At 68.8% G+C, this 22,433-nt stretch carries 22 protein-coding genes; 11 read left to right on the top strand and 11 right to left on the bottom strand.

The genetic code is table 11. The features are described from left to right. Window position 1: 1 nt before the first annotated feature. On the bottom strand, window positions 2-943 hold the full coding sequence (locus tag C1746_RS19120; RefSeq protein WP_162867969.1) for a potassium channel family protein: 942 nt from the start codon (window positions 941-943) through the stop codon (window positions 2-4). 161 nt (window positions 944-1,104) lie between these two features. On the opposite strand from C1746_RS19120, the gene C1746_RS19115 reads away from it, so the two are divergent. Then, the gene (locus C1746_RS19115; protein WP_116716665.1) at window positions 1,105-2,586 is read left to right on the top strand and encodes an AMP nucleosidase; all 1,482 of its coding nucleotides are present in this window, start codon (window positions 1,105-1,107) and stop codon (window positions 2,584-2,586) included. A gap of 40 nt (window positions 2,587-2,626) precedes the next feature. Here the strand turns inward: C1746_RS19115 and C1746_RS19110 are convergent, their stop codons facing one another. Continuing rightward, window positions 2,627-3,097: a MaoC family dehydratase gene (locus tag C1746_RS19110; protein WP_116716366.1), complete on the bottom strand. Its 471-nt coding sequence runs from the start codon at window positions 3,095-3,097 to the stop codon at window positions 2,627-2,629. 13 nt (window positions 3,098-3,110) lie between these two features. After that, the gene (locus C1746_RS19105) at window positions 3,111-3,611 is read right to left on the bottom strand and encodes a hypothetical protein (RefSeq protein WP_116716365.1); all 501 of its coding nucleotides are present in this window, start codon (window positions 3,609-3,611) and stop codon (window positions 3,111-3,113) included. 115 nt (window positions 3,612-3,726) lie between these two features. Between C1746_RS19105 and C1746_RS19100 the strand changes: the two genes are divergently transcribed. The 3 genes from C1746_RS19100 to C1746_RS19090 all read left to right on the top strand — a co-directional run bounded on the left by C1746_RS19100 (window position 3,727) and on the right by C1746_RS19090 (window position 6,664). Then, window positions 3,727-3,900: a CsbD family protein gene (locus C1746_RS19100; RefSeq protein WP_240599069.1), complete on the top strand. Its 174-nt coding sequence runs from the start codon at window positions 3,727-3,729 to the stop codon at window positions 3,898-3,900. Between the two features lie 150 nt (window positions 3,901-4,050). Further along, a complete protein-coding gene (locus tag C1746_RS19095; RefSeq protein WP_116716363.1) occupies window positions 4,051-5,535 on the top strand; it encodes a glutamate-cysteine ligase family protein in 1,485 nt (494 codons plus the stop codon). Between the two features lie 16 nt (window positions 5,536-5,551). After that, a complete protein-coding gene (locus tag C1746_RS19090; RefSeq protein ID WP_162867968.1) occupies window positions 5,552-6,664 on the top strand; it encodes a M14 family metallopeptidase in 1,113 nt (370 codons plus the stop codon). Between the two features lie 2 nt (window positions 6,665-6,666). On the opposite strand, the gene mca is transcribed toward C1746_RS19090, so the two are convergent. From mca to C1746_RS19075, 3 genes are read right to left on the bottom strand one after another with little or no spacing between them, the layout of a single operon-like run. Beyond that, entirely contained in the window at window positions 6,667-7,575 is a 909-nt protein-coding gene (gene mca / locus C1746_RS19085; RefSeq protein WP_205712001.1) for a mycothiol conjugate amidase Mca, read from the bottom strand. 60 nt (window positions 7,576-7,635) lie between these two features. Beyond that, window positions 7,636-8,484, bottom strand: coding sequence for a polyphosphate kinase 2 (gene ppk2 / locus C1746_RS19080; RefSeq protein WP_116716361.1), 849 nt, complete (start codon window positions 8,482-8,484; stop codon window positions 7,636-7,638). Window positions 8,485-8,505: 21 nt separating this feature from the next. Further along, window positions 8,506-9,351 carry a competence/damage-inducible protein A gene (locus C1746_RS19075; protein ID WP_116716360.1) on the bottom strand — a complete coding sequence of 282 codons (846 nt, stop codon included), beginning with the start codon at window positions 9,349-9,351 and terminating at the stop codon, window positions 8,506-8,508. A 20-nt stretch (window positions 9,352-9,371) separates the two neighbouring features. Between C1746_RS19075 and C1746_RS19070 the strand changes: the two genes are divergently transcribed. The 3 genes from C1746_RS19070 (at window position 9,372) to C1746_RS19060 (ending at window position 13,123) form a co-directional block, all read left to right on the top strand. Next, on the top strand, window positions 9,372-10,244 hold the full coding sequence (locus tag C1746_RS19070; protein ID WP_116716359.1) for a hypothetical protein: 873 nt from the start codon (window positions 9,372-9,374) through the stop codon (window positions 10,242-10,244). 225 nt (window positions 10,245-10,469) lie between these two features. Further along, window positions 10,470-12,149 (top strand): energy-dependent translational throttle protein EttA, encoded by a 1,680-nt coding sequence (gene ettA / locus C1746_RS19065; protein ID WP_116716358.1) that lies wholly within the window; start codon window positions 10,470-10,472, stop codon window positions 12,147-12,149. Between the two features lie 5 nt (window positions 12,150-12,154). Beyond that, on the top strand, window positions 12,155-13,123 hold the full coding sequence (locus tag C1746_RS19060) for a GXWXG domain-containing protein (protein ID WP_116716357.1): 969 nt from the start codon (window positions 12,155-12,157) through the stop codon (window positions 13,121-13,123). Between the two features lie 86 nt (window positions 13,124-13,209). Here C1746_RS19060 and C1746_RS19055 read toward each other — a convergent pair whose 3' ends face one another. Continuing rightward, window positions 13,210-15,153 (bottom strand): cell wall-binding repeat-containing protein, encoded by a 1,944-nt coding sequence (locus C1746_RS19055; protein WP_116716356.1) that lies wholly within the window; start codon window positions 15,151-15,153, stop codon window positions 13,210-13,212. Between the two features lie 331 nt (window positions 15,154-15,484). Beyond that, window positions 15,485-16,369, bottom strand: coding sequence for a formate dehydrogenase accessory sulfurtransferase FdhD (locus tag C1746_RS19050; protein WP_116716355.1), 885 nt, complete (start codon window positions 16,367-16,369; stop codon window positions 15,485-15,487). Window positions 16,370-16,445: 76 nt separating this feature from the next. Between C1746_RS19050 and C1746_RS19045 the strand changes: the two genes are divergently transcribed. Then, entirely contained in the window at window positions 16,446-17,327 is an 882-nt protein-coding gene (locus C1746_RS19045; RefSeq protein ID WP_116716354.1) for a haloalkane dehalogenase, read from the top strand. Window positions 17,328-17,342: 15 nt separating this feature from the next. Here C1746_RS19045 and C1746_RS19040 read toward each other — a convergent pair whose 3' ends face one another. Next, window positions 17,343-17,786 (bottom strand): SRPBCC family protein, encoded by a 444-nt coding sequence (locus C1746_RS19040; RefSeq protein ID WP_116716353.1) that lies wholly within the window; start codon window positions 17,784-17,786, stop codon window positions 17,343-17,345. Window positions 17,787-17,940: 154 nt separating this feature from the next. Between C1746_RS19040 and C1746_RS19035 the strand changes: the two genes are divergently transcribed. Both C1746_RS19035 and C1746_RS19030 read left to right on the top strand, forming a co-directional pair. Next, window positions 17,941-18,519, top strand: a complete 579-nt coding sequence (locus tag C1746_RS19035) for a biotin transporter BioY (RefSeq protein WP_205712000.1) — start codon at window positions 17,941-17,943, stop codon at window positions 18,517-18,519. Window positions 18,520-18,625: 106 nt separating this feature from the next. Next, window positions 18,626-19,663, top strand: a complete 1,038-nt coding sequence (locus C1746_RS19030) for a GGDEF domain-containing protein (protein WP_116716352.1) — start codon at window positions 18,626-18,628, stop codon at window positions 19,661-19,663. Window positions 19,664-19,722: 59 nt separating this feature from the next. On the opposite strand, the gene C1746_RS19025 is transcribed toward C1746_RS19030, so the two are convergent. Both C1746_RS19025 and C1746_RS19020 read right to left on the bottom strand, forming a co-directional pair. Continuing rightward, window positions 19,723-20,067: a GNAT family N-acetyltransferase gene (locus tag C1746_RS19025; RefSeq protein WP_116716351.1), complete on the bottom strand. Its 345-nt coding sequence runs from the start codon at window positions 20,065-20,067 to the stop codon at window positions 19,723-19,725. 12 nt (window positions 20,068-20,079) lie between these two features. Then, on the bottom strand, window positions 20,080-20,661 hold the full coding sequence (locus tag C1746_RS19020; RefSeq protein ID WP_205711999.1) for a YdeI/OmpD-associated family protein: 582 nt from the start codon (window positions 20,659-20,661) through the stop codon (window positions 20,080-20,082). Between the two features lie 162 nt (window positions 20,662-20,823). Between C1746_RS19020 and C1746_RS19015 the strand changes: the two genes are divergently transcribed. Next, window positions 20,824-22,425 (top strand): FAD-binding oxidoreductase, encoded by a 1,602-nt coding sequence (locus C1746_RS19015; protein WP_162867967.1) that lies wholly within the window; start codon window positions 20,824-20,826, stop codon window positions 22,423-22,425. Window positions 22,426-22,433: the final 8 nt, after the last annotated feature.

Here is a 22,433-nt window from a genome sequence, read left to right as displayed (position 1 = left end):
CCTACGGGTCGCTGGCTCCGGCAGGTTCGCAGGGCCGCGCCACGATCAGTCGGTCGCCGGCCTGGAGGGAACCGGCCACCGAGCCGTACAGGAGCCGCTCGGAGCCTCGGATGATCTCGATGGCAGACACGCCGGAGGGAACCTCCAGGCTCCCGTCGGGCCCGGAGACCGGAGCCAACTCGGCGAGCTCGAGCGAGCTGCGGCCGTCCAGCAGGTCGTCGATGACCGTCAGGGCCCGCGGGGTCCGTGTCGCCAGGCCCAGCAGGCGGCCCACGGCGGCGGAGCGGTCGATCACCGAGTTGGCGCCGCTCTGCTCCAGCAGATGGACGTTCTCCCGTTCCTTCACCGTCACCACGATGTGGGCGTCGGGGTTCAGTTCGCGTGCGGTCAGGGTGACCAGGACGGCGGTGTCGTCCCGGTTCGGCGTGACGATGACGGAGTCGGCGCGCTCCACGGCCGCCTGCTCGAGGACCGCCACCCGGGACGCATCCCCCTTGATGGCGGTGAACCCGGCCAACGCCGCCTCCTCCACCGCCAGGGAGTTGGTGTCGACCACGACGATGCCATCCGGTGCGACCCCGTCGGCCAGCAGGGCGGCGGTGGCGCTGCGACCGGTCGAGCCGTATCCACAGACCAGGGTGTGATCGTTCACGCGTCGTCTCCAGCGGCGGGTTGCCAGTAGCTGTCGGTACTGCTCGGTCAGGATCTCCACGGTGGTGCCGACCACCAGGATCAGGAAGAGGATGCGGGCCGGGGTGATCAGGACGAGAGCGGCAAGTCGCGTGACGGGTGTCACGGCGGAGATGTCGCCGTACCCGGTGGTCGTGACCGTGACCGAGGCGTAGTAGAGCGTGTCCAGGAAGCTCAGGGGCCCACCCTCGGCATCGACGTACCCGTCGCGGCCGAGGTAGACGACGACGGCGATGAACACGAGCAGGCTCACAGCCAACCCGATGCGTTGGGCAACCGCCTTTCGCGGATCCCGGCGGGTTCGGGGCAGCGTGATCAGGTCGACGTCGATAGCTGTCCAAGCCTAGAGCCAGCGCGGTGTGTGCGACGGAATCCCGCCGCACCGGCCGTGCACGGTCGGGCATGCTGTGGGCCATGCTGCCCGACCCGCCAACCTGCTCGCCCGAGGAATCCGAGCCGACGCGCTTCACCGATGCGGCGGAGGCTGTGGCCGAGTTGCAGCGCCTGTACCGCGAGGCAACGACGTTCCTGCAGGAGCGGTTCTCCGACGCACTCACCGGCGCGACGCCACAGTGCCGCTTCCGCGCCTTCTACCCCGAGATCCGCATCGCGACGACGAGCTTCGCGCGGACGGACAATCGACTGTCCTTCGGGCACGTGGCCGAGCCCGGCGTGTACGCCGCCACGATCACCCGGCCCGATCTGTTCGCCAACTACCTGACCCAGCAGATCGAGTTGCTGGTCCGGTCCCACGACGTGCCGGTGCAGGTCGGGCCGTCGCAGACGCCCATCCCCATCCACTTCGCCCTCCTCGACCACACCGATCTGACGGTGCCCCAGGACGGGGTGCTGCCGTTCCTGATCCGGGACGTGTTCGACGTCCCCAACCTCGACGTCACCAACGACGCCATCGTCAACGGCGAGGCCGCGGCGGCTCCGGACGGCACGCGCCCACTGGCACCGTTCACGGCGCAGCGCGTCGACTACTCGCTGGCCCGCCTGACGCACTACACCGCAACCGACGCCACCGACTTCCAGAACCACGTGATCTTCACCAACTACCAGTTCTATCTGGAGGAGTTCCTGGCCTACGGCCGCGAGGCACTGCGGGATCCGGCAGCGGGCTACCAGGAGTTGGTCGGTCCGGCGGGACAGCGCGTCACCGTGGAGGATCCTGAGGCGCCGCTGGTCGATCCGCCGAAGCTGCCGCAGATGCCGACCTACCACCTGACCCGTGCGGGAGGGCAGGGGATCACCTTGGTCAACATCGGCGTCGGCCCCTCGAACGCCAAGACCGCAACGGACCACATCGCGGTCCTGCGCCCGCACGCGTGGTTGATGGTCGGCCACTGCGCCGGCCTGCGGAACTCCCAATCCCTCGGCGACTACGTGCTGGCCCACGCCTACCTCCGCGAGGATCACGTGCTGGACGACGACCTGCCGATCTGGGTTCCGATCCCGGCGCTGGCCGAGGTGCAGGTGGCGCTCGAGGAGGCGGTGGCCGACGTCACCGAACTCGAGGGCTACGAACTCAAGCGGATCATGCGGACCGGAACCGTCGTCACCATCGACAACCGCAACTGGGAGCTGCGGGAGCAGGCCGGGCCGGTCAAGCGCCTGTCCCAGTCGCGCGCCGTGGCCCTGGACATGGAGTCGGCCACGATCGCGGCGAACGGCTTCCGGTTCCGCGTGCCCTACGGCACCCTGCTGTGCGTCAGCGACAAGCCGCTCCACGGCGAGTTGAAGCTGCCGGGCATGGCCACCTCGTTCTACCGGACCCAGGTCAGTCGGCACCTGCTGATCGGCATCAGAGCGCTCGAGTCGCTGCGGGACATGCCGCTCGAGCGGCTGCACTCGAGGAAGCTGCGGAGCTTCGAGGAGACCGCGTTCCTCTGAGCGGCGTGAGTCTGCGGATCGACGGGGCCAGGCAGGATGGTCAGGCGTAGTAGCGGAACACGACCTCGGCGACACAGACCGGTTTGGTCCCACCGTCGCGCTCGATCGTGAGGTTCACGATCCCCTGCAGGCCGCCGGTGATCTCCTCCACACTGGTCAGCACACCGGTGGCCCGCACGGCCGTCCCGACGGGCACCGGGGCGGGGAACCTGACCTTGTTGAGCCCGTAGTTGACGGTCAGGGAGGAGCCGGTGACCTCGAGCAGCCCGCCGATCAGCACCGAGACCAGGGAGAGGGTCAGGAACCCGTGCGCGATGGTCTGGCCGAACGGTCCCTCGGCCGCTCGTTCCGGGTCGATGTGGATCCACTGGTGGTCACCGGTCACATCGGCGAAGGTGTCCACGTCCTCTTGGGTGACGTCCCGCCACGCCGTGGGGCCGAGTTCCGTGCCGATCAACGACGGAAGGTCGTCCATGGCGATCGTGGTCACGGGGGCTGCTGCGGTGCTCATGGTGGGGATCCTCTCACAGACACAGGCGCTGCACGGCGGTCTTCGCGCCATCCTGCTCCGAGCCGGCCAGCTCGAGCAGTCGTCGGACCGAGAGCAGCGCCACGGGCCGGTAGGCCGCGAGCAGCACCCGACCGGGCAGCGCCGGCCCGTCCCAGGTGATGGTCACCGTCACCTCGGCGGCACCATCACGGGCGGCGTCATCAGGGGCGGCGTCATCAGGGGCGGCGATCCGATGGCCGGAGTGGATGGTCCCGAGCGGCAGATGGGCCGCCATGACCCACGAGACGCCTTCCTCGACGGCCGTGACCTCGACCGGAACCCGGACCAGCGGCGCGATCGTGTGGATCTCCAGCCGCTGGCCGACGGTGACGGCCGCCGGGGCTCCGGCGGCAGCTGGACGTGACACGTGACGCATGTGCGGCGCCCAGGCCGGCCAGCAGGCCGGTGTCGCCAGCAGGGTCCAGAGCCGGTCGGCGGACACCTCGCCGGCCGCGCTCACCGTCATCGACGTCATTGCACTTGAATCCTAGTCCCGCACCCCGAACGGCGTCTGACCGCGTTTCAGCACAGCGTCTGCGGTCAAAGGTCTTGTTGACCAGCCAACACCAGACAGCCGAGGAGTGACCGACGTGGCCAACGAAGCCGACAAGGATGAAGTCAAGGGCCGAGTGAAGGAGGCAGTGGGGAGTCTCACCGGGGACGAGGACCTCAAGAAGGAGGGCCAGGAGGACCAGGCCGCCGCCGACATCAAGGAAGATCTCGACGAGAAGAACAAGGACAAGGTCGACAAGCTGAAGGACTAGCCCCGACTCGCTCACCGTCCTCACCTGCCCCCGGCGCCAGCCCAGCGTCCGGGGGTTTCCCATGGTCCCGATGCCGGGCAACTAGACTGCTCGCGTCCCCAGGGTGCCGGCGCGACAGGACCCTGAACAGTCCGTCAGTGAGGAGCCCGGATGGGCCGCGACATCGAGACCATTCAGTTCACCCGCGAAGACCGTCGGCTGTACCGCGAGAAGGTGAAGGCGTCTGTCCAGGCGTTGCAGCAGCTGATGGACGAGGGCCGGTTCTCGACGGGGCGGCGCACCCTCGGGGTCGAGCTGGAGATCTACATCACCGACGAGGAGTGCCAGGTCCTCCCGATCAACGCCGAGGTCCTGGGCACCCTGCCATCTCCCGAGTTCCAGACCGAACTGGCTCAGTTCAACATGGAGTTCGCCACGCCGCCCCGGACGATCATCGCCGACTGCTTCACCCACGTGGAGGACGAGCTGCGGCAGTCCCTCACCCGCGCGTCGACCAAGGCACGGGACTTCGACGCCCGGGTCATGATCATCGGCATCCTGCCGACCTTGACCGACTTCGACATCACCGAGCAGAACCTTTCGATCAATCCCCGCTACGAAGCGCTGAACAAGACGATCCTGGCGGCCCGCGGTGAGGACTTCGTGATCCACATCGAGGGTGATGAGACCCTCTCGACGGTCACCAACTCCATCGTCTTCGAAGCCGCGTGCACGTCGATGCAGATGCACCTCCAGGTGGACCCCGACGACTTCTCCCGCTACTTCAACGCCGCGCAGGTCCTGTCGGGGCCGCTGGTCAGCGTTGGCGCCAACTCGCCGTTCTTCCTGGGCAAGCAACTGCACCACGAGACCCGCATCGCGCTGTTCACCCAGGCCACGGACACCCGGACCGAGGAGCTGATGGAGCAGGGTGTGCGGCCGCGGGTGTGGTTCGGCGAGCGCTGGCTGACCGGTGGTGTGGTCGAGCTGTTCGAGGAGAACGTCCGCTTCTTCCCCTCCCTCCTGCCGATCACCGAGCCGACCGACCTGGACGCCATCCTGGCCAGCGGGGACATCCCGAAGCTGGAGGAGCTGACGCTTCACAACGGCACCATCTACCGCTGGAACCGGCCGGTCTACGACATCGCCGGTGGCCGACCGCACCTGCGCATCGAGAATCGTGTGCTGCCCGCCGGCCCGACCGTGATCGACTGCGCGGCGAACATCGTGTTCTACTACGGGTTGCTGGCGGGCCTCGCAGACACTCAGGCGCCGATCTGGCCGGAGATGAGCTTCGCGGCGGCGGAGGAGAACTTCTACACCGCGGCCCAGTTCGGCCTGACGGCGCAGCTGTACTGGCCCGACCTCGGATACGTCAGCGCCACCGAGCTGGTGTTGCGGCACTTGCTGCCGCTCGCCCGTCGTGGCCTCGAGACGTGGCAGATCGACGAGGCCGACATCTCCCGCTATCTCGGGGTGATCGAGGACCGGGTGCTGGCCAAGCAGAACGGTGCGACCTGGCAGATCGCCGTGCACCGCCACCTCACCGAGGACCACGGGATGACGAAGTCCCAGGCCGCGGTCGGGGTGACGTCCCGGTACGCCAGGCTCAGTGAGGCGGGCGAGCCCGTCCACACCTGGCCCGTCCACGACTAGCGGCGCTCGCTGGCCCGTGACCACGTCCAAGCCTGCCCTGTTCCATCGTCTGGAGGGCCGTCAGGCGATCGCAGATCTGCTCGCCGGGCGGACCGACACCGACGTGCTGGAGGTGCTCGACGGTCGTCCGGCTCTGCTGCACCTGGAGGGGGACGAGCCTGGACCGCACCGGTTGATCTCGGTGCTGCTCCACGGCAACGAGGACTCGGGCTACCGCGCGCTGCTCGACTGGCTGCGTTCCGGCGGGCGGTCGCTGCGGCCGCTGTGGCTGTTCATCGGCAACGTGCGGGCGGCCACGCAGAACGGCTGGTTCGGGGACCGCTTCCTGGATGACCAGGAGGACTTCAACCGCGTCTGGGGAATCGAGCCCGCGACGACCCGGATGCGCATCTGCGCGGCGCAGGTCCTGGACATCATCACCGCCCAGCCGCTTGAGGGGGCCATCGACATCCACAACAACACGGGCGACAACCCGATGTACGCCATCATCCCGGATCCGACAGCGGCGACCCGGTCGCTGGCGGCGCTGATCAGCAGGATCGGGCTGATCTGGGGGACCCAGGACAACACGCTCATGCAGGCCCTGGAGGGCGTCTGTCCAGCGGTCGCCGTGGAGTGCGGTCGCGCGGGGGTGGCGGCCCACGTGTCGTGGGCTCGGAGGGCCATCGAGGTGTTCATGCAAGCCGAGGAGCTCCGACCACCGGACACCTCCGGTGACGGCTGGTCAGGCCCCATGGGTGAGGGGCAACGGCTGCTGGAGGTGCGCTTCCGGGTGGAGGTCCGCCGAGAGGTGGCGTTCGAGTTCGCGCAGGAGCTGTCCGAGGCGCACGACCTGTCGATCACACCGGGGCTGGACGCGGCCAACTTCGGCCGCCTGCACGCCGGGACCCGAGTCGGCATCACCGTGCCTGGTGGGGACATCCCGTTCGTCGTCCTGGACGACACCGGTGTTGACTGCGCCCCGGCCTTCCTGCAAGTGGACGGGGAGGGGTCGATCACGCTGACGCGCGACGTTATTCCGGCGATGATGACGCGCAGCGCGGAGCAGACGCGCCGGGACTGCCTCTTCTACATCGTCGCCGACCTGGGCGGGACGGCCGGGGAGCCGGAGCCGCGGCTGCCGCTGTAGCGCTACACCAGGCCGGCGAAGAGGTCGGACTCGAGGTCGCCCTCGCCGGGCTCGTAGCCCTCGAGGGTGGTGTGGGCCAGCTGGAAGTCCTCGAAGGGGTAGATCTCGCGGACCAGGTCGTCGGGGATGGAGAACCACAGGCCCTCGGGGTCGACCTGGGTCCGGTGGGCTAGCAAGGCCTGTGCTCGCGTCGCCAAGTGGTCGCGCACGTCGATCGAGGTGGTGATCGGCTCGGGCTTGTCGGTGTCCCAGCGCTCCAGCCACTCGCCGAAGGGCGTCTCGATCCCGCGACGCTCGCACTCCGCGTGGAGTAGAGACAGCCGCTTGTAGGTGAACGACATCTGGTAGTAGACCTTCGCCGCCTGCCAGGCCGGGCCGGCCTCCGGCATGACGGTCGGGTCGGCCGCCGCGCGCCAAGCCGCCATCGTGGCGGTGTGGGTCCGGATGTGATCGGGGTGGGGGTACCCACCCTTCTCGTCGTAGGTCACCAGCACCTGTGGGCGCATCTCGCGGATCACCGGGACCAGCTTGGCCAGTACCTCGTCCATGGGAACGTTGTAGAAGCAGGTCTGCTCCAGCTCCGCGTCGGGCTCAGCCCCCGTCCCGGCGAACTCCTCGACGTACCCGGAGTCGGGGAAGCCCAGGTCGACGTGGTCGGTGACACCGATGATCCGCAGCGCCTCGGCCAACTCCGCCTGGCGCACCTCGATCATGTTGTCGAGGATCTCTGGCTGGTCCTGGAGGGCCGGATTGAGGATCTCGCCGGCGCTGCCGTCGGTGAAGGTGACGACCGAGACCCGGTACCCCTCCTTGGCGTACTTGGCCATCGTCCCCGCACCCTTGGACGACTCGTCGTCAGGGTGAGCGTGCAGGAACATCGCGTGCAGGTCACGGGAGGGTTGGGCTGGCATGGCCGCCCAGGGTAGCCACGCCCTCGACCTGGTCTCGCGCGAGTGGGGTCGGGTGGGCGGTCAGTAGCGGGCGGGGACGAAGGTCTGCTCGTCCATGGGCGGGCGCACGTACCCGCCCTGGTTCTCCGGACGGGGTGGGAGCTCGATGGGATCGGGTGTCAGGTCCTCGTACGGGATGGTGTCGAGCAGGTGGCTGATGCAGTTCAGCCGCGCATGCCGTTTGATGTCGGCGTTCACGACCATCCAGGGGGCCTGCTTGATGTCGGTGTGGGCGAACATCTCGTCCTTGGCGCGGGAGTACTCCTGCCACTTCGCCCGCGACTGGATGTCCATCGGCGAGAGCTTCCACCGCTTGGTGGGCGTGGCGATCCGGTCCTGGAACCGCTCCTCCTGGACCTCGTCGGACACGCTGAACCAGTACTTGATCAGCCGGATGCCGGAGCGGACCAGCATCCGTTCGAACTGCGGGCACGACCGCATGAACTCCTGGACCTGCTCCTCCGTGGCGAACCCCATGACCCGCTCGACGCCAGCGCGGTTGTACCAGGAGCGGTCGAACAGGACCATCTCCCCGGCGGCCGGCAGGTGCTCCACGTACCGCTGGAAGAACCACTGGGTCTTCTCGCGGTCGCTGGGCGTGCCCAGTGCCACGACCCGGACGATGCGAGGGTTGGTGCTCTCGGTGATGCGCTTGATGACCCCGCCCTTGCCGGCTGCGTCACGGCCTTCGAAGATCACCACGACCCGCTCGCCGGTCTGCTTGATCCACTCCTGCAGCTTGACCAGCTCGACCTGCAAGCGCGCCAACTCATCTTCGTAGATCGCCTTCTTCAGCCGGCCTCGCTTCTTGCTGTAGGCCTCGGGTCCGAAGACCTTGTCGGAGGCTTGTCCTGCGTGGCTGGCGGTCATGGCGCTCTCCTTGTTGCGGTGTCAGCTGGTCCAGCGCGCGGCCCAGGCCTTGCGGAGTCGGGCGCTGGCGGGGTCGGCATCCAACTCGTCCAGGTAGGTGCGGGTGACGGCTTCGGCGGCCTCGACCTGGTCGCGGGTGCCCTTCAGCCGGACGATGCACGGCAGCCCCGGGTAGGAGCCCAGATGCACCTCCGGGTACTCCTCGACCAGCCGGTCGAAGAGGGGGTTGAGCGTGGACTCCGGGTACTCGTGGGTCAGTTCGACGACGTGTTGTGGCACGCCCAGACCGTCGAGCAGTTCCGGCACGATGCCGCTGTCGAAGATCCGCTTCATCTCCGAGGGGATGCCGGGGAGGATCACGATCGTCGTCCCTCCTTTGCGGACCCCGCCGTCGAGGTCGACGGCGACACCGGGCGCCACGCCGCGTGCCCCGGCCAGGAGGTAGGCCCCCTCCGGCACTCGGGCCATCCGCCGCATCGACCGCTCGTGGTCCGGGGTGACGGTCGCTCCCTGCTCGGCGGTCCACTCCAGCGCGGCGGTGATGCGACCGTCGATCTCGGCGTCGACCACGACCGACCGTCCGATGGTGGCGGCAACACCCTCCAGCGTCAGGTCGTCGGGCGTGGAGCCGATCCCGCCCGTGGTCATGATCAGACGGGGTCCTCCGCGCTCCAACTCCATCGAGACGCCCTCGTCGATGGCCTCCATCGTGTCGGGGATGGTCTGCACTCGGTCCAGCGGGACACCCAGCGTCTGCAGACGGGTGGCCAGCCAGTGGGAGTTCGTGTCCTGCACGAACCCCCCGAGGATCTCGTCGCCGATCACGATGATTGAGGCGGCGATGGCGGCAGTCATATCGACCAGCATCGCACGTATCCTCCTGTGCCATGTACCTCAACGCCGATGACGCGCGCAGCGATTTCTTCCTGGCCGCAGCGGTGTACGTGATCGGTCCGGCGCTGCTGGCTCTGGCTCGGCAGGCGCTGCCGGTGATCTTCGACGTCACCCTGATCGACTGGTTGATCATCATCACGGCGCCGTTCCTGCTCACGGCCGCGATGCCCCTGTATCTGATGCGGTATCGCGAGGAGTCGTGGAGCGGGCTCTTCGGAGGGTCCTCGAGCGCCCTGGCTACCGGGTTGACGTTGGGAGGACTCGTCGCCGTGGGCAACGCGATTGCTGCGGTTCTGGTGGGTGTGCCGGTTGGTGAGGTCCTGACCGGGACGAGGATCGTGGTGTGGGTCGGTCTGCTGGTGCAGTGGGGGTCGCTCGCGATCCTCGCGATCTTCCTGGTCCGGCGGGGTGAGTACGCCTTCCGCGTGATCGATGAGCCCCAGTCGGAACTGGTCCGCAAGGCGGGCTATGCCTGTGTCGGGACCGCGGGGGTGACGACGGTGCTGCTGTTGCTGGCCGACCGTCCGCTGGTGAGCGTGCTGCCGGCAGCCGGCCTCATCGGCATGTTCTTCCTGGCTGAGCAGCGGATGCCGCAGGAGGGCCCGGGGGAGCGGTGGTGGGTCTACGCGCCGTTGATCACTTTGGCGTTGGGACCGCTTGAGATCTTCGCGCTCTTCTTCGGCGGGGCCAACTTCGTCGCCTCGGCGCAACAGGCGGCGATCGTGGCCACCTTCGGGCTGGTCGCGGTGATGGCGTTGCACGCACGACGTGGGGGCAAGGTGGTGCTCGGGGCGGCAATCGCGCTGGGGGTGTCGAGCCTGCTGGGCTTGGTCAATCAGACCGGCTTCGCGGTGTTCGCCGTCTGAGGCAAGGCTCCCCACAGTGAGGCAAGGTTCCCCACGGTGAGGCAAGGTTCCCCACAGTGCGGGGAACCTGACCACGTGGTGGGGAACCTGACCACGTGGTGGGGAACCTGACCTCGTGGTGGGGAACCTGACCGTGTGGCGGGGAACCTGACCGTGTGGTGGGGAACCTGACCTCCGCCGCGCCCGCCTCTGCAGCCCCCGGCCGCCTCCGTACCCTCTGGGCCTATGGCTGAGTTCGTGTACGTCATGAAGGGGCTCACCAAGCTGGTGCCCCCCTCCAAGGAGATCCTGTCCGACATCTGGTTGTCGTTCTACCCCGGCGCCAAGATCGGGGTCATCGGGCCCAACGGTGCCGGCAAGTCGACCCTGCTGCGCATCATGGCCGGGGTCGACACCGAGTTCGAAGGTGAGGCGTGGGCCGCCGACGGCGTCAACATCGGCTACCTGCCCCAGGAACCGCACCTCGACCCCGACAAGGACGTCCTCGGCAACTGCCGCGACGGACTGACCGAGACGGTGGCGCTGCTGGAGGAGTTCAACGAGCTCTCGACCAAGATGGGCGATCCTGACCTCTCCGACGACGAGATGGCCAAGGTGTACGACCGGTTCGCCGTCGTCCAGGACGCCATCGAGGCCGCAGACGGCTGGGACCTCGACCGCACCGTCGAGATCGCCATGGACGCCCTGCGGGTCCCACCGGGCGATGCCGACGTCACGACCCTCTCCGGTGGCGAGCGGCGCCGGGTGGCCCTGTGCCGCCTCCTGCTCTCCAAACCCGACATGCTGCTGCTCGACGAGCCCACGAACCACCTCGATGCCGAGACCGTCGCCTGGCTGGAGCGCTTCCTGCAGGAGTACCCCGGCACCGTCGTCTCGATCACCCACGACCGGTACTTCCTGGACAACGTCGCCGGCTGGATCCTCGAACTCGAGCGCGGCAAGGGGCTGCCGTTCCAGGGCAACTACTCCGGCTGGCTCGAGCAGAAGCAAGAGCGACTCCGGCAGGAGGAGAAGACGGAGTCAAGACGCCAGAAGACCCTCGCCGCCGAACTCGAGTGGGTCTCGGCCAGCCCCAAGGCCCGCCAGGCCAAGTCCAAGGCCCGCATCAACGCCTACGAGGACCTGCTGGCCAAGGCCGGATCGGCGCAGGATCGCGGCATCGAGCTGACCATCCCCCACACCGGCCGCCTCGGTGGCGTCGTGGTGGAGGCCGACAACGTCTACAAGGGCTTCGGCGACAAGTTGCTCATCGAGGACCTGACCTTCTCCCTTCCGCCCGGCGGGATCGTCGGGATCGTCGGGGCCAACGGTGCCGGCAAGACCACCTTGTTCCGGATGATCATGGGCCAGGACAAGCCTGACGAGGGGGAGTTGCGGGTCGGCGAGACCGTCGACCTCGGGTACGTCGACCAGTCCCGTGACGCCCTGGACCCGGACAAGACCGTGTTCCAGGAGATCACCGATGACAACGACCTGCTGATGATCGGCGGCCGCGAGGTCAACGGTCGCGCCTACTGCGGTCAGTTCAACTTCAAGGGCGCCGACCAGCAGAAGAAGGTCGGCCAGTGCTCCGGTGGCGAGCGCAACCGCATCCACCTCGCCAAGCTGCTCCGCACGGGCTGCAACATGCTCCTGCTGGACGAACCAACCAACGACCTGGACGTGGACACGCTCCGCGCGCTGGAGGAAGGCCTGCTCGGCTTCGCCGGCTGCGCGGTCGTGATCTCCCACGATCGCTGGTTCCTGGACCGCGTCGCCACCCACATGCTGGCGTTCGAAGGCAACTCCCAGGTGGTCTGGTATCCGGGCACCTACTCCGATTACTTCGCCGACTACAAGCGACGGACCGGCGCCGACGCCGACCGGCCACATCGGATCAAGTACAAGCCGTTGACCCGGAGCTAGCGGCCGTGAGCCAGCCCGATGTGGTCTTCCTCTGCCGCTCCAACCGCGGGAAGTCCCGCATGGCCCAGGCCCTTGCCGCCGCCCAACACGCCGACGGCTGGACGGTGAGCTCGGCCGGAACACACCCGGCACCGCCCGACGACCCTCCCAACGCCCAGTCGGTCGAGGCGCTGGCGGAGGTGAACGCCCCGGTCATCGCCCAGCGCCCCCGCGGTCTCGACCCGGACGAGCTTGGCGCCGCCGAGCGGGTCGTCCTGATCGGCTCGCCGTCCGAGGACCAGTGGGCAGCCCTGGCCGGGGCCGGCCTCGAAGAGTCAGCCGTCACCGTCTGGGAGACCATCGAGCCCTCCCACGACGGAATCGAGGGCCTCGAGCGGATGCGGCTGATCCGTGACGACATCGCCGAGCGGGTCGCTGCGCTGCACGTCGAGTTGACGGCCCCCGCTCGGCTCCGCGACCTGGAGGCTGGTGCCACGCTGGCCGACGTGCACACCTTCGCCGACACCCTGCCCGCGGTGCGCATCGAGCAGATGCTCGGCACCTGGCGGGGGAGTGGCCTGCCGACCGGGCACCCGCTGGACGGTCTGCTGGAGGCGTACGGCTGGTACGGCAAGCGCTTCGAGTCCGCCGACGTCGTCCATCCGCTGCTGTTCGAGAAGGGCGAGGAGAGCCTGGTGTCGATCAACCCGCGCCTCGTCCCACTGGCGCTCGTCACACGGCTCGGTGACGTCGCGCAGCACCCGGCGCTGATCGCCCTGGCTGGGCGGCTCAAGCCGCTCCTCGGCACCCGCCGACCGACCGCGCGCCTGCGCATGACCACCCACCGGGGGCTGTCCACCGCGACGATGTGCTACGACGCGCTGCCGATCCACGACGTCTTCCGCCGGGTCGACGACCACACGCTGCTCGGGCTGATGGACTGGCGTGGGTCCGACGACGAGTTCCCCTTCGTGCTCCGCAGGGTCGACGACTGATCACACCGACGCTGCGCGCCACCAGAGTCCGCCGTGTGCGACCGCGGAGACGCGTTCGCTGGCCGGCGGTGGTGGGGTGAAGGCGGTCAGCAGGAGGGGGTTGCTTCGAGGGAGTCGGAGGCGGCTTGGTCGATGATGGAGAGGTGGCCGGCGAGGAGGAGGTCGACGGTGTCGGGGTCGCAGGCCAGGGTGGCTGTCGCCGGTGGTAGCGGGTCTTGGGCGAGGGCGATGGCGGCGCCGGTGTCGGCGGCCAGCCCGGCGGCTGGTAATCCAAAGAGCCAGCCGTCAGGCCGGTAGCCGTTGATGATGACCAGTTGGCGGTCGTCATCGTCGGGGGTCTGGCCGACCAGGTCGGTGGCGATGGCGGCTGCGGTCGAGTCGCGGGAGTCGCCGGCCACTCGCCTCGGGTTGGGGACGCCGGCCTCGACCTCCGCTGACAGGGCGGCGGTGCCGCCGAGCAGGGTGGTGCGGTCGGGTGTGGTGTCGGTGAGGAAGGCCTGGACGGCGGGGTGCACGCCGTCGGTCTGGGTGACCACCGTCGGGATCTGCTCGGCCGCGGTCCAGGCGCCGACCGAGACCGAGTCGGCCCAGGCCGCCGTGGGGTTGCCCTCGACCCCGAAGGCTCGGGCGATGGCGACGTCGCTCACGTCGTCGCCGGTCAGGGCGATGACCTCCTCGGCGACGGCGACGGAGGTCTCGATGCGTGAGGGGCCGGCGAGCCGTTGGACGGTGAAGGTCCGGGCCAGGTCGTCCTCGACGGCTTGGGAGATGGCGTTGATGCCGCCGAGGAGGTAGACGGTGCCGCCGGAGCCCACCGCGCGATCGAGCTCGGCACGCGTGATGGTGGGCAGGCTGGTGGTCTCGGTGTACAGCAGAGGGCCCTGGCCGGTCAGAGCCGTGCCGACCAGTGAGTCGGCGAACTCGTCGTCGCGGGAGACCACCGCGTAGTCGGCGGCTCCCGCGTCGAAGCGGGCTTGTGACACGGCTGCTGCGTAGCCGATGGGGTCGGTGTAGTCGGCCCGTTCGGTCGTGGTGGGGTCACCGTCGAAGCCGCCTGGCTCCAGGGTGTTGTTGGTCGGTGGGGGCGGTGGCTCCGGAAGCGGTGTCGGAGCGCTATCCGGGACGGGCGCCCATGAGGAGAGGCCTGGGAAGTTGCCACGGAAGCGATCGTCGGCCGGCAGATCCGCGACCAGTTGGAGATCCGTTCCGCCCACCGCTGCGGTGTAGAGCCGGGCAACCTCATCGGGGAGCAGCGCGATGAAGGCGAGTCGTGTCCCGTCCGGGCTCCAGGCCGGTTGCATCACTCGTGTGGCGCCGGGCACGATCGTCGGGGGGATGAATCGGACCAGCCCCAGGTCCCGGTCGAAGATGCAGATGCCGCTGGAGGGCGGGTCGGTCAGCTCCGCACAGCTGACCGTGAGCAACTGACCGTCTGGTGAGGAATCCAGGCCGAACTGGTCATCGACCTGGTACTCCCGACCGTCGTAGCTCAGTGGCGTCACCGAGCGGGTCGGCTGATCGATTCGGATGCCGCTGAAGGAGTTGATCGCGATGATCTCGTTCGCGGCGGTCCAGACAGCGGCGTCGTACAGCCCGCCTGATCCGGCCATCGAGTTGGTGTACACGACATCCGGGTCGAGCCCGTCGGCGTCGTAGGTCGTGACCGTCTGACCGTCGGCCACCAGGAACCGGGACCCATCGGGAGACCAGGACACGTCGGGGCGCCCACCTCGCTCACGGGGGAGCACGGTGGTGGACGGACCCCCGGCCAACGAGATCAGCTGGATGTCCGGCGGCTCCGTCCCGACGAACAGCGCCGTCCGACCATCCGGCGAGACCTCCAGGTGGATGGCTTCCTGGTCCACGATCTCGGTGAGCGTCCCATCCAGCCGGGCGACCGAGATGCCGCCCACGTCGGTGCTGTCCAGCACGATCGGTCCGTTCTCGCCGCCGTGGGTCGCATCCGCTCCGGTCGATGGAACGAGAAGAGCGGTAAGGACGAGGACTGCCAGGGTCGCGAGTTGTCGCATCGTGGTCACCTTCCTTGGTTTGGGGGAGTGCGCGGTGCCGCCTCAGCAGGCAGGCGCCACGTCGAGCTCGTGTGCGGCCTGCTGGTCGAGGATCTCCTCCGTGCCGACCAGCAGCGGGTCGATGCTGGCACGAGCGCCACCAGCGTGGTGACGCGGAGGAGGACCAGCAGGGCGGGAAGCGCACGCACTGCAGACGGGGACGATGGCATTCCGAGCACCTCACCAGGTCGACTGCGGTCGAGTGACAGGGACGCCGTGCCGGTGACGCGTCCGAGTGAAGCGAAGCCTAGGGCACGCCACTAACAGCCCACTAACAGAGTGCGTCGAGCGGCTAGCTGATGATCCGATCGGGGCGGCTGTAGACGGTGAACTCCGGGCCGCGTGCGAAGCCGACCAGGGTCATGCCGGCGGCCGTCGCCATCTCGACCGCCAGGGATGTCGGCGCCGAGACGGCCACCACGATGGACACACCGGCGATGAGCGCCTTCGCCACGATCTCCGCCGCCACGCGGCCGGAGGTGAACAGGACCAGATCACCTGCCGGCAGCAGTCGTCGTGTCGCCAGGTCCCCGACCACCTTGTCCACGGCGTTGTGCCGACCGACGTCCTCGCGGATCGACACCACTGCGCCGTGCTCGTCGAGTACGGCTGCGGCGTGCAGCCCGCCGGTTGCATCGAAGCCGGTCTGGCCTCGACGGACCGTCTGGGGGATCGCGCTGATCACTGCGGCGGGCACGGCCAGGTCGACCGACTCCACGGCCCCGGTCACCGCCAACAGATCGGCGATGACGTCGGCCCCGCACACCCCGCACGCGCTGGACACGGGTCCGTGGCGGTGCCGCTCGACCGCTGGTCCCCGACGATCGACGGTCGCGACGTTCACCGCACTGAACTCTCCGGCGTACGGACCGCTGAGATCCGCCGCGGTCGGCGCGACCACCTCACCGGAGTCCGGCCCGCAGTAGGTGATGCCCGTCACCGCCGCCGGGTCCAGACGGCCGTCGGTCAGCGCCAGGCCGAGCGCGAGGTCGAAGTCGGCGCCGGGCGTGCGCATGGTCGTTGCGAGGACCTGCCCGTCGACGCGGATCTCAAGCGGCTCCTCCACGGCCAGCGTGGCCCGACCCCCCACGTCGGCGGCCTCCTCACCGGTCCGGTGGCGCCGGACGACGGCGCGAACGGTCGGCACTCGGCGACCGGTCGACGCGTGGTGTGGCATGGGGTCCAGGCTAGGGCGTCCCTCGTCCTGCACATGTGTAGCCGGATCGTCGCGCCGATCGGGCTAGGGTGCCGATATGCCGATCAGCCCAGACATGCCGTACTCGAAGCGAACCGTCGAGGTGGACGGGGTCGCCATGACCGTCGTCGACGAGGGCGAGGGTGATCCGATCCTGTTCCTGCACGGCAACCCGACGTCGTCCTACCTGTGGCGCAACGTCATGCCACACGTGGCCGACCTCGGTCGGGTGATCGCACCGGACCTGGTCGGGCACGGCGACTCCGCGAAGCTGCCCGACCCGGGTCCCGACCGCTACACCTTCGTCCAGCACCGTCACTACCTGGACGGCCTGCTCGATGCCCTCGGGGTCACCGAGAACGTGACCCTGGTCGTCCACGACTGGGGGAGTGGTCTCGGCTTCGACTGGGCCAACCGCCACCGGGAGGCCGTGGCCGGCATCTGCTACATGGAGGCGCTCTGCGGGACGGTCTCCTTCGCGGACTGGCCCGAGGGTGGTCAGCGGCTCTTCGAGGGCTTCCGGTCCGAGGCCGGCGAGGAGATGGTCCTGCAGAAGAACGTCTTCGTCGAGCGGGTCCTGCCGGGCAGCATCATCCGCGATCTGACGGAGGAGGAGATGGCTGTCTACCGGGCACCGTTCGCCCAGGTGGGGGAGGACCGCCGGCCGACGCTCACCTGGCCACGACAGATCCCGTTCGACGGACAACCGGCCGACGTGCACGAGATCATCGCCGACTACGAGGCCTGGCTGGCGCAGTCGGCTGTGCCGAAGCTGTACGTGCATGCCGAGCCGGGCTTCCTCTCCACCGTCTACGCCGAGCGGTGCAGGGCGTGGCCGAACCAGATCGAGGTCACCGTCCCGGGCATCCACTTCATCCAGGAGGACGCACCCGAAGAGATCGGCGCAGCGCTGCGCGACTGGATGCTCGACCGCCAGTAGGCGGGTGGTGGTCGATCAGGCCGAGCCGGCGTTGAGCAGGTCCCGGAGGCGCGCGTAGTCGCGACGGACGTTCCGGTCGACCAGACGTTGCATGACCGGATTGAGGAGGCGCTGGAGACCCTGCGGTTCGCCGCGGATCGTGGCGTGGAGCCGTGTGCCACCGTCCGGAAGCGGCTCGACCCGACGAGTGATGTCCAGCGGGAGGGTGCTCTGCGTGGTCCTGATGCGGACCATGCGGTCGGGCTCGTACTCGACCACCTCGAAGGAGGAGACGATGGGCCGGCCGAGCATCGTGGCCTGCTGATCGTAGGTGGACCCCAGCTGCAAGGGCGGCTCACTGGTCCAGGTGCAACTGGTCATGCCGCTCTGCCAGGTCGGGTTGTTGGACCAGTCCGACCAGAACGCGAAGACCTCATCGGCAGGCCGGTCGACGTCGACGGTGACTGTCACCTCGATCATCGGGGGCTCCTTCTCGTCACGGGCTGGGCTCGCGCTCACGGGTCAGGACCGCAGCGAAGCTGGCACGAAGACGGGCTCTTCGCCGGTCGATTCGTCCGGGACGCGAGACACGAATACGGTACCGAGAACACTCGATACGTCTGGAGCAAACACTGTGAGCACCCTCTCCGCCCCGCTCGTCCCTGCCTGGCGACCCTCCTGGGTCAACTCCGGCACGCGTCAGGCGGCACTGGTCCTGGCGGCCAGCGGCGCACTGGCCATCTCCGCGCAGGTCCAGATCCCGATGTGGCCGGTCCCGGTCACCGGCCAGACCTTCGTCGTGCTGCTGCTCGGGTTCCTGCTGGGGCCGCGGCTGGCCGTTGCGGCCACGCTGACCTACCTGGTCGAGGGCGCGGTCGGACTGCCCGTCTTCGCCGGGTTCGGCGCTGGTGTTGCTGTGCTGACCGGCCCGACCGCCGGCTACCTCTGGGGCTTCGTCCTGGCCGCCGGGCTCACCGGTGTGCTCGCCACCCGTGGCTGGCAGAACCGACCGGCGACGACGGCCCTGGCCATGCTGCTGGGCAACGTCGTGATCTATCTGCTCGGCGCCGGATGGCTGGCGCAGCTCACCGACGTGTCGACCGCGCTGAGCAGCGGCGTCTGGCCGTTCCTGGTCGGTGACCTCGCCAAGATCGCGCTCGCCACGGCGCTCGTGCCGGCGCTCGCCGCCCGCATCGGCGGGGCAACGGATTGAGCAGGCTCGAGCCGGGGCGCGCCGGCCACTGAGTCGAGCACTCGGGCGGTCCCGCCGGGTCCTGCCTCCGACTCAAGTCAGGTCGGTGTGCTGTCGATGGGACCGTATGGAGTCTGACACCCTCGCCTCCCTCTCCGGGGATGGACCCGACGACGAGGAGCGGTCCCACGGGTCTCTGCGAGGCACGGAGGTCCGGGCGAGGCGAGTCAAGCCGACGCCTGAGCCGGAGTCCCTCGCGGCCCACGTCGAGGCGTCCGCCCAACTGCACGATGCACTACTGGCAGCGCTGCTCCATCGCTCCCCGCAGGGGATACTCGTCGTCGACCACGACGCCAGCATCGTGGCGGCCAACCCGGAGTTCGACAGGATCTGGAACTTCGACCGCACGGCACTGCTGGCGGAGCACGGCGAGATCACCGACGACCTCCTGCTCGGTACGGCGCTGTCCCGCGTCGCCGACCCTGACGCCTTCATCGCCGGGGTCCAGCACGCCTACGACGACCCGCTGGTGCCCAGCCACGTCGAGCTGAAGATGATCGATGGTCGCACGGTCGACCGCCACGGCTCTGCCCTCTTCACGCCGGGTGGCCAGTACCTGGGGTACGTCTGGTTCTTCGAGGACATCAGTGACCGCAAGGAGCGCGAGTCCTCCCTGCAGGAGTTGGCGCTGACCGATGAGCTGACCGGTGTCGGCAACCGACGCCGATTCCTCACCCAGGCCGACGAGATCATCGCCATCGCGCGTTCGGAGGGCCAGCCGGTGTCGTTGGGGATGCTGGACATCGACCACTTCAAGGCGATCAATGACTCCAACGGCCACGACATCGGCAACGAGTTGCTGGTCAAGCTGGCGCGTGGCTGGGAGGCGGCGCTCCGGGAGTCTGATGTGCTCGCCCGCATCGGTGGCGACGAGTTCGCGGTCCTCTTGACGAACACGACGTCCTGGGGAGCCACCCAGGCCAGCGACCGGCTTCGTCGCGTAGCCCACGACGTGAGCGTCAGCGACCGGGCAGGGCACCGGATCGACGTCACCGTCTCCGTCGGCATGGTGACCGCGAGCGGTGAGGACATCGATCTCGACAGGATGTTGAAGCAGGCCGACGACGAGATGTACGCGGCGAAGCGGGAGCGCCGGGGCGACTGAGCCGTTGGATCGACGGTCTGGCACGCCCTCCGGGTGACGGCCGTTCGGCTCGCCTGCCGTCAGCGACGCGTCAAGGCCTCGAGCCGGTCGGTGTCCACATCCACGTCGGTCCGCTCCGGATGGTCCTCGAGCCACGCGGCGACGAAGGGGCACAGCGGGACGATGGCGAGCTCTCGAGCCGCGACGTCGTCCATCGCGTAGGCGACCAACCGGCTGCCGAGCCCTCGTCCCCCGAACTCCTCCGCGATCTCGGTGTGCACGAAGATCCTGCGTCCGCCGCGGTCGAGGTAGGCGGCGTGCCCAGCGGTCCGGCCATCGACGCTGATCTGGTACCGGCTGCGTTCCTCGACGTCCTCGACGACCACGTCTCCGTGGTGGTCGCTGTTGTCGTCTCTGTCGGGCATGTCGCTCTCCGATCAGCGGTCGCGCAGGCCCTTGCCGGCCAGGATCCGCGGTGTGATGGTGTCGATGCGACGCTCTCGGGTCGCGACCTGCTTGGCGGCGGAGACGTGGAGGTTGTACTCCCGCTGCCGGCCGGGGGTGAGTGAGTCGAAGGCGTCGGCCAACTCCGGGGACCCGGCCAGCCGTTCCTGCAGTTCCACGGCCAGTGACTCCTCCGGGCGCGGTGGCACTTCCGTGCCGGCGTCCTCGACGGCGACGGCCTCCTTCACATAGGCGGTGACCGTGTTCGCCAGTCGGTCGACGTCGTCCAGAGAGGAGAACATCAGCCGCCGCGCCGCGTGGCTGTTCGGACCGACCTCCTGGAGGAGATCGGCGGGATCGTCCAAGAGGATCCCCTTGAAGAACATCAGCGCCAGGTTGTCGGCGAACTCCTGCACGATGACGATGTTCGCGCCGTGGTGGACGTAGCAGGGCTTGCCCCACTTGATCTCCTCGTCCAGTCCGGTGGCCTGCAGGATCGGACGCAGCGCGACGATCTCGTCGTGCCAGCGCTCCGAGTCGGCCAGGTAGGAGTCGACGTCCGGGTAGTCCTCCATGGCCGGGAGTATGTCACCCTGCCTCACACCGATTCATGAACGGCGCGAACGTTGAGAACCGGCGCCAACCGCTTCGCATCCGGCAACGGCCGCGGTGGCCGGTTCGACGACCTCTCGAGGGGTGAACCAACGCCCGACGCACGGCCACATCAGGAGCAGCACATGACCGGATCTGACAGCCAGCACGGAGCCCGCGCGATGCACGGCTGGGGAGTTCGGTCGGCCGCCGCAACCGAGCAGGAATCCCAGGCCATGCGCAGCATGTTGATCGGGCGGTTCGGCGACGCCGTCTGGGCAGACCCACCGCCCCTCCCGGATCCTGATGTCACGGCCGCTCGTCTCACCGTGCCGGCTGCCCTCGTCGACCTGGTCTCGGTCGACCCGGCTGACCGGGCGGCGCACGCCACCGGGCGATCGTTCATGGACCTGGTTCGGCTACGGGAGGGGCCATTCCCCGCCGCGCCCGATGCGGTCGCACGTCCCGCTGATGCCACCGACGTCCCTCGCATCCTCGAGTGGTGCGCCGACGTCGGTGCGGCCTGCATCCCGTTCGGGGGTGGGACTTCGGTCGTCGGTGGGGTCAGCGCCGAGGCAGCAGGCCGTGAGCGGCCGGTCGTGACGATGCAGATGCGCCGCATGGACCGGGTGGTCGAGATCGAGCGGAGCAGCCGGTCGGCCCTGATCCAGGCCGGCGCGACCGGTCCGGTGCTCGAGGGGCAACTCCGCCCACACGGGGTGACGATGCGCTTCTTCCCGCAGTCCTTCGAGATGGCCACGCTGGGTGGCTGGATCGCCACGAGAGCCGGCGGGCACTACGCGACGCGGCTCACGCACATCGACGATCTGGTGCAGCAGATCGAGGCGGTCACCCCGGCCGGAGTGTGGGCGTCACGACGTCTGCCGGCATCCGGTGCCGGTCCCAGTCCGGACCGGGTGATGCTGGGCAGCGAGGGCATCCTCGGTGTCATCACCCAGGCGTGGGTGCGGCTCCAGGATCTCCCGACCCACAAGGCGACCCGCGTCGTGGCCTTCGCCGATCTGACCGCAGCGCTGCTGGCGCTCGGGCCGCTGGTGCAGTCGGGTCTGGATCCCAGCAACTGCCGGGTCCTGGACCCGCTCGAGGCGCTGATCAACGGCGCCGGCGACGGCAGCCACGCGGTGATGCTCGTCGGGTTTGAGTCCCCGGTGATCGACGTCACCGCCGACATGCAAGCGTCGCTCCGACTGCTGGCCGACCACGGCGGCCGCGCCCTCGAGCCACCGTCTGCACCGGGCGGCGAGGGCGACAGCGCCGCCGACGCCTGGAAGCAGTCGTTCCTGCGGGCGCCGTACACGCGCGATGTGATGGTCGATGCGGGAATGGTGGTGGAGACGTTTGAGACCGCCGTCGCAACCGACGGCTTGATCGATCTGGTCGAGCAGGTCATGGCCGCCACTGCCAGGGCCGTCACCGAGATCTGCGGCGAGGGCATGGTGACCTGTCGGGTCACCCACGCCTACCCGGACGGTGCGGCGCCGTACTTCACGGTCATCGCGCCCGGCCGCCGAGGTGCGAGGGTTCGGCAGTGGCAGGAGATCAAGGCGGCCGCGTCGGAGGTCATCATGGCGGCCGGTGGGACCATCACCCACCACCACGCGGTCGGCCGAGATCACCGGCCCTGGTACGACCAGCAGCGCCCCGACCTGTTCGCCCACTCGCTCGACGCCGTCAAGCGCAGACTCGACCCCTCGGGAATCCTCAACCCGGGCGTGCTGATTCGCTGAGCCGCTTG

The sequence above is a fragment of the Euzebya tangerina genome, assembly GCF_003074135.1.
Lineage (GTDB): Bacteria > Actinomycetota > Nitriliruptoria > Euzebyales > Euzebyaceae > Euzebya > Euzebya tangerina.
This window is presented reverse-complemented; position numbering and strand designations above follow the sequence as displayed.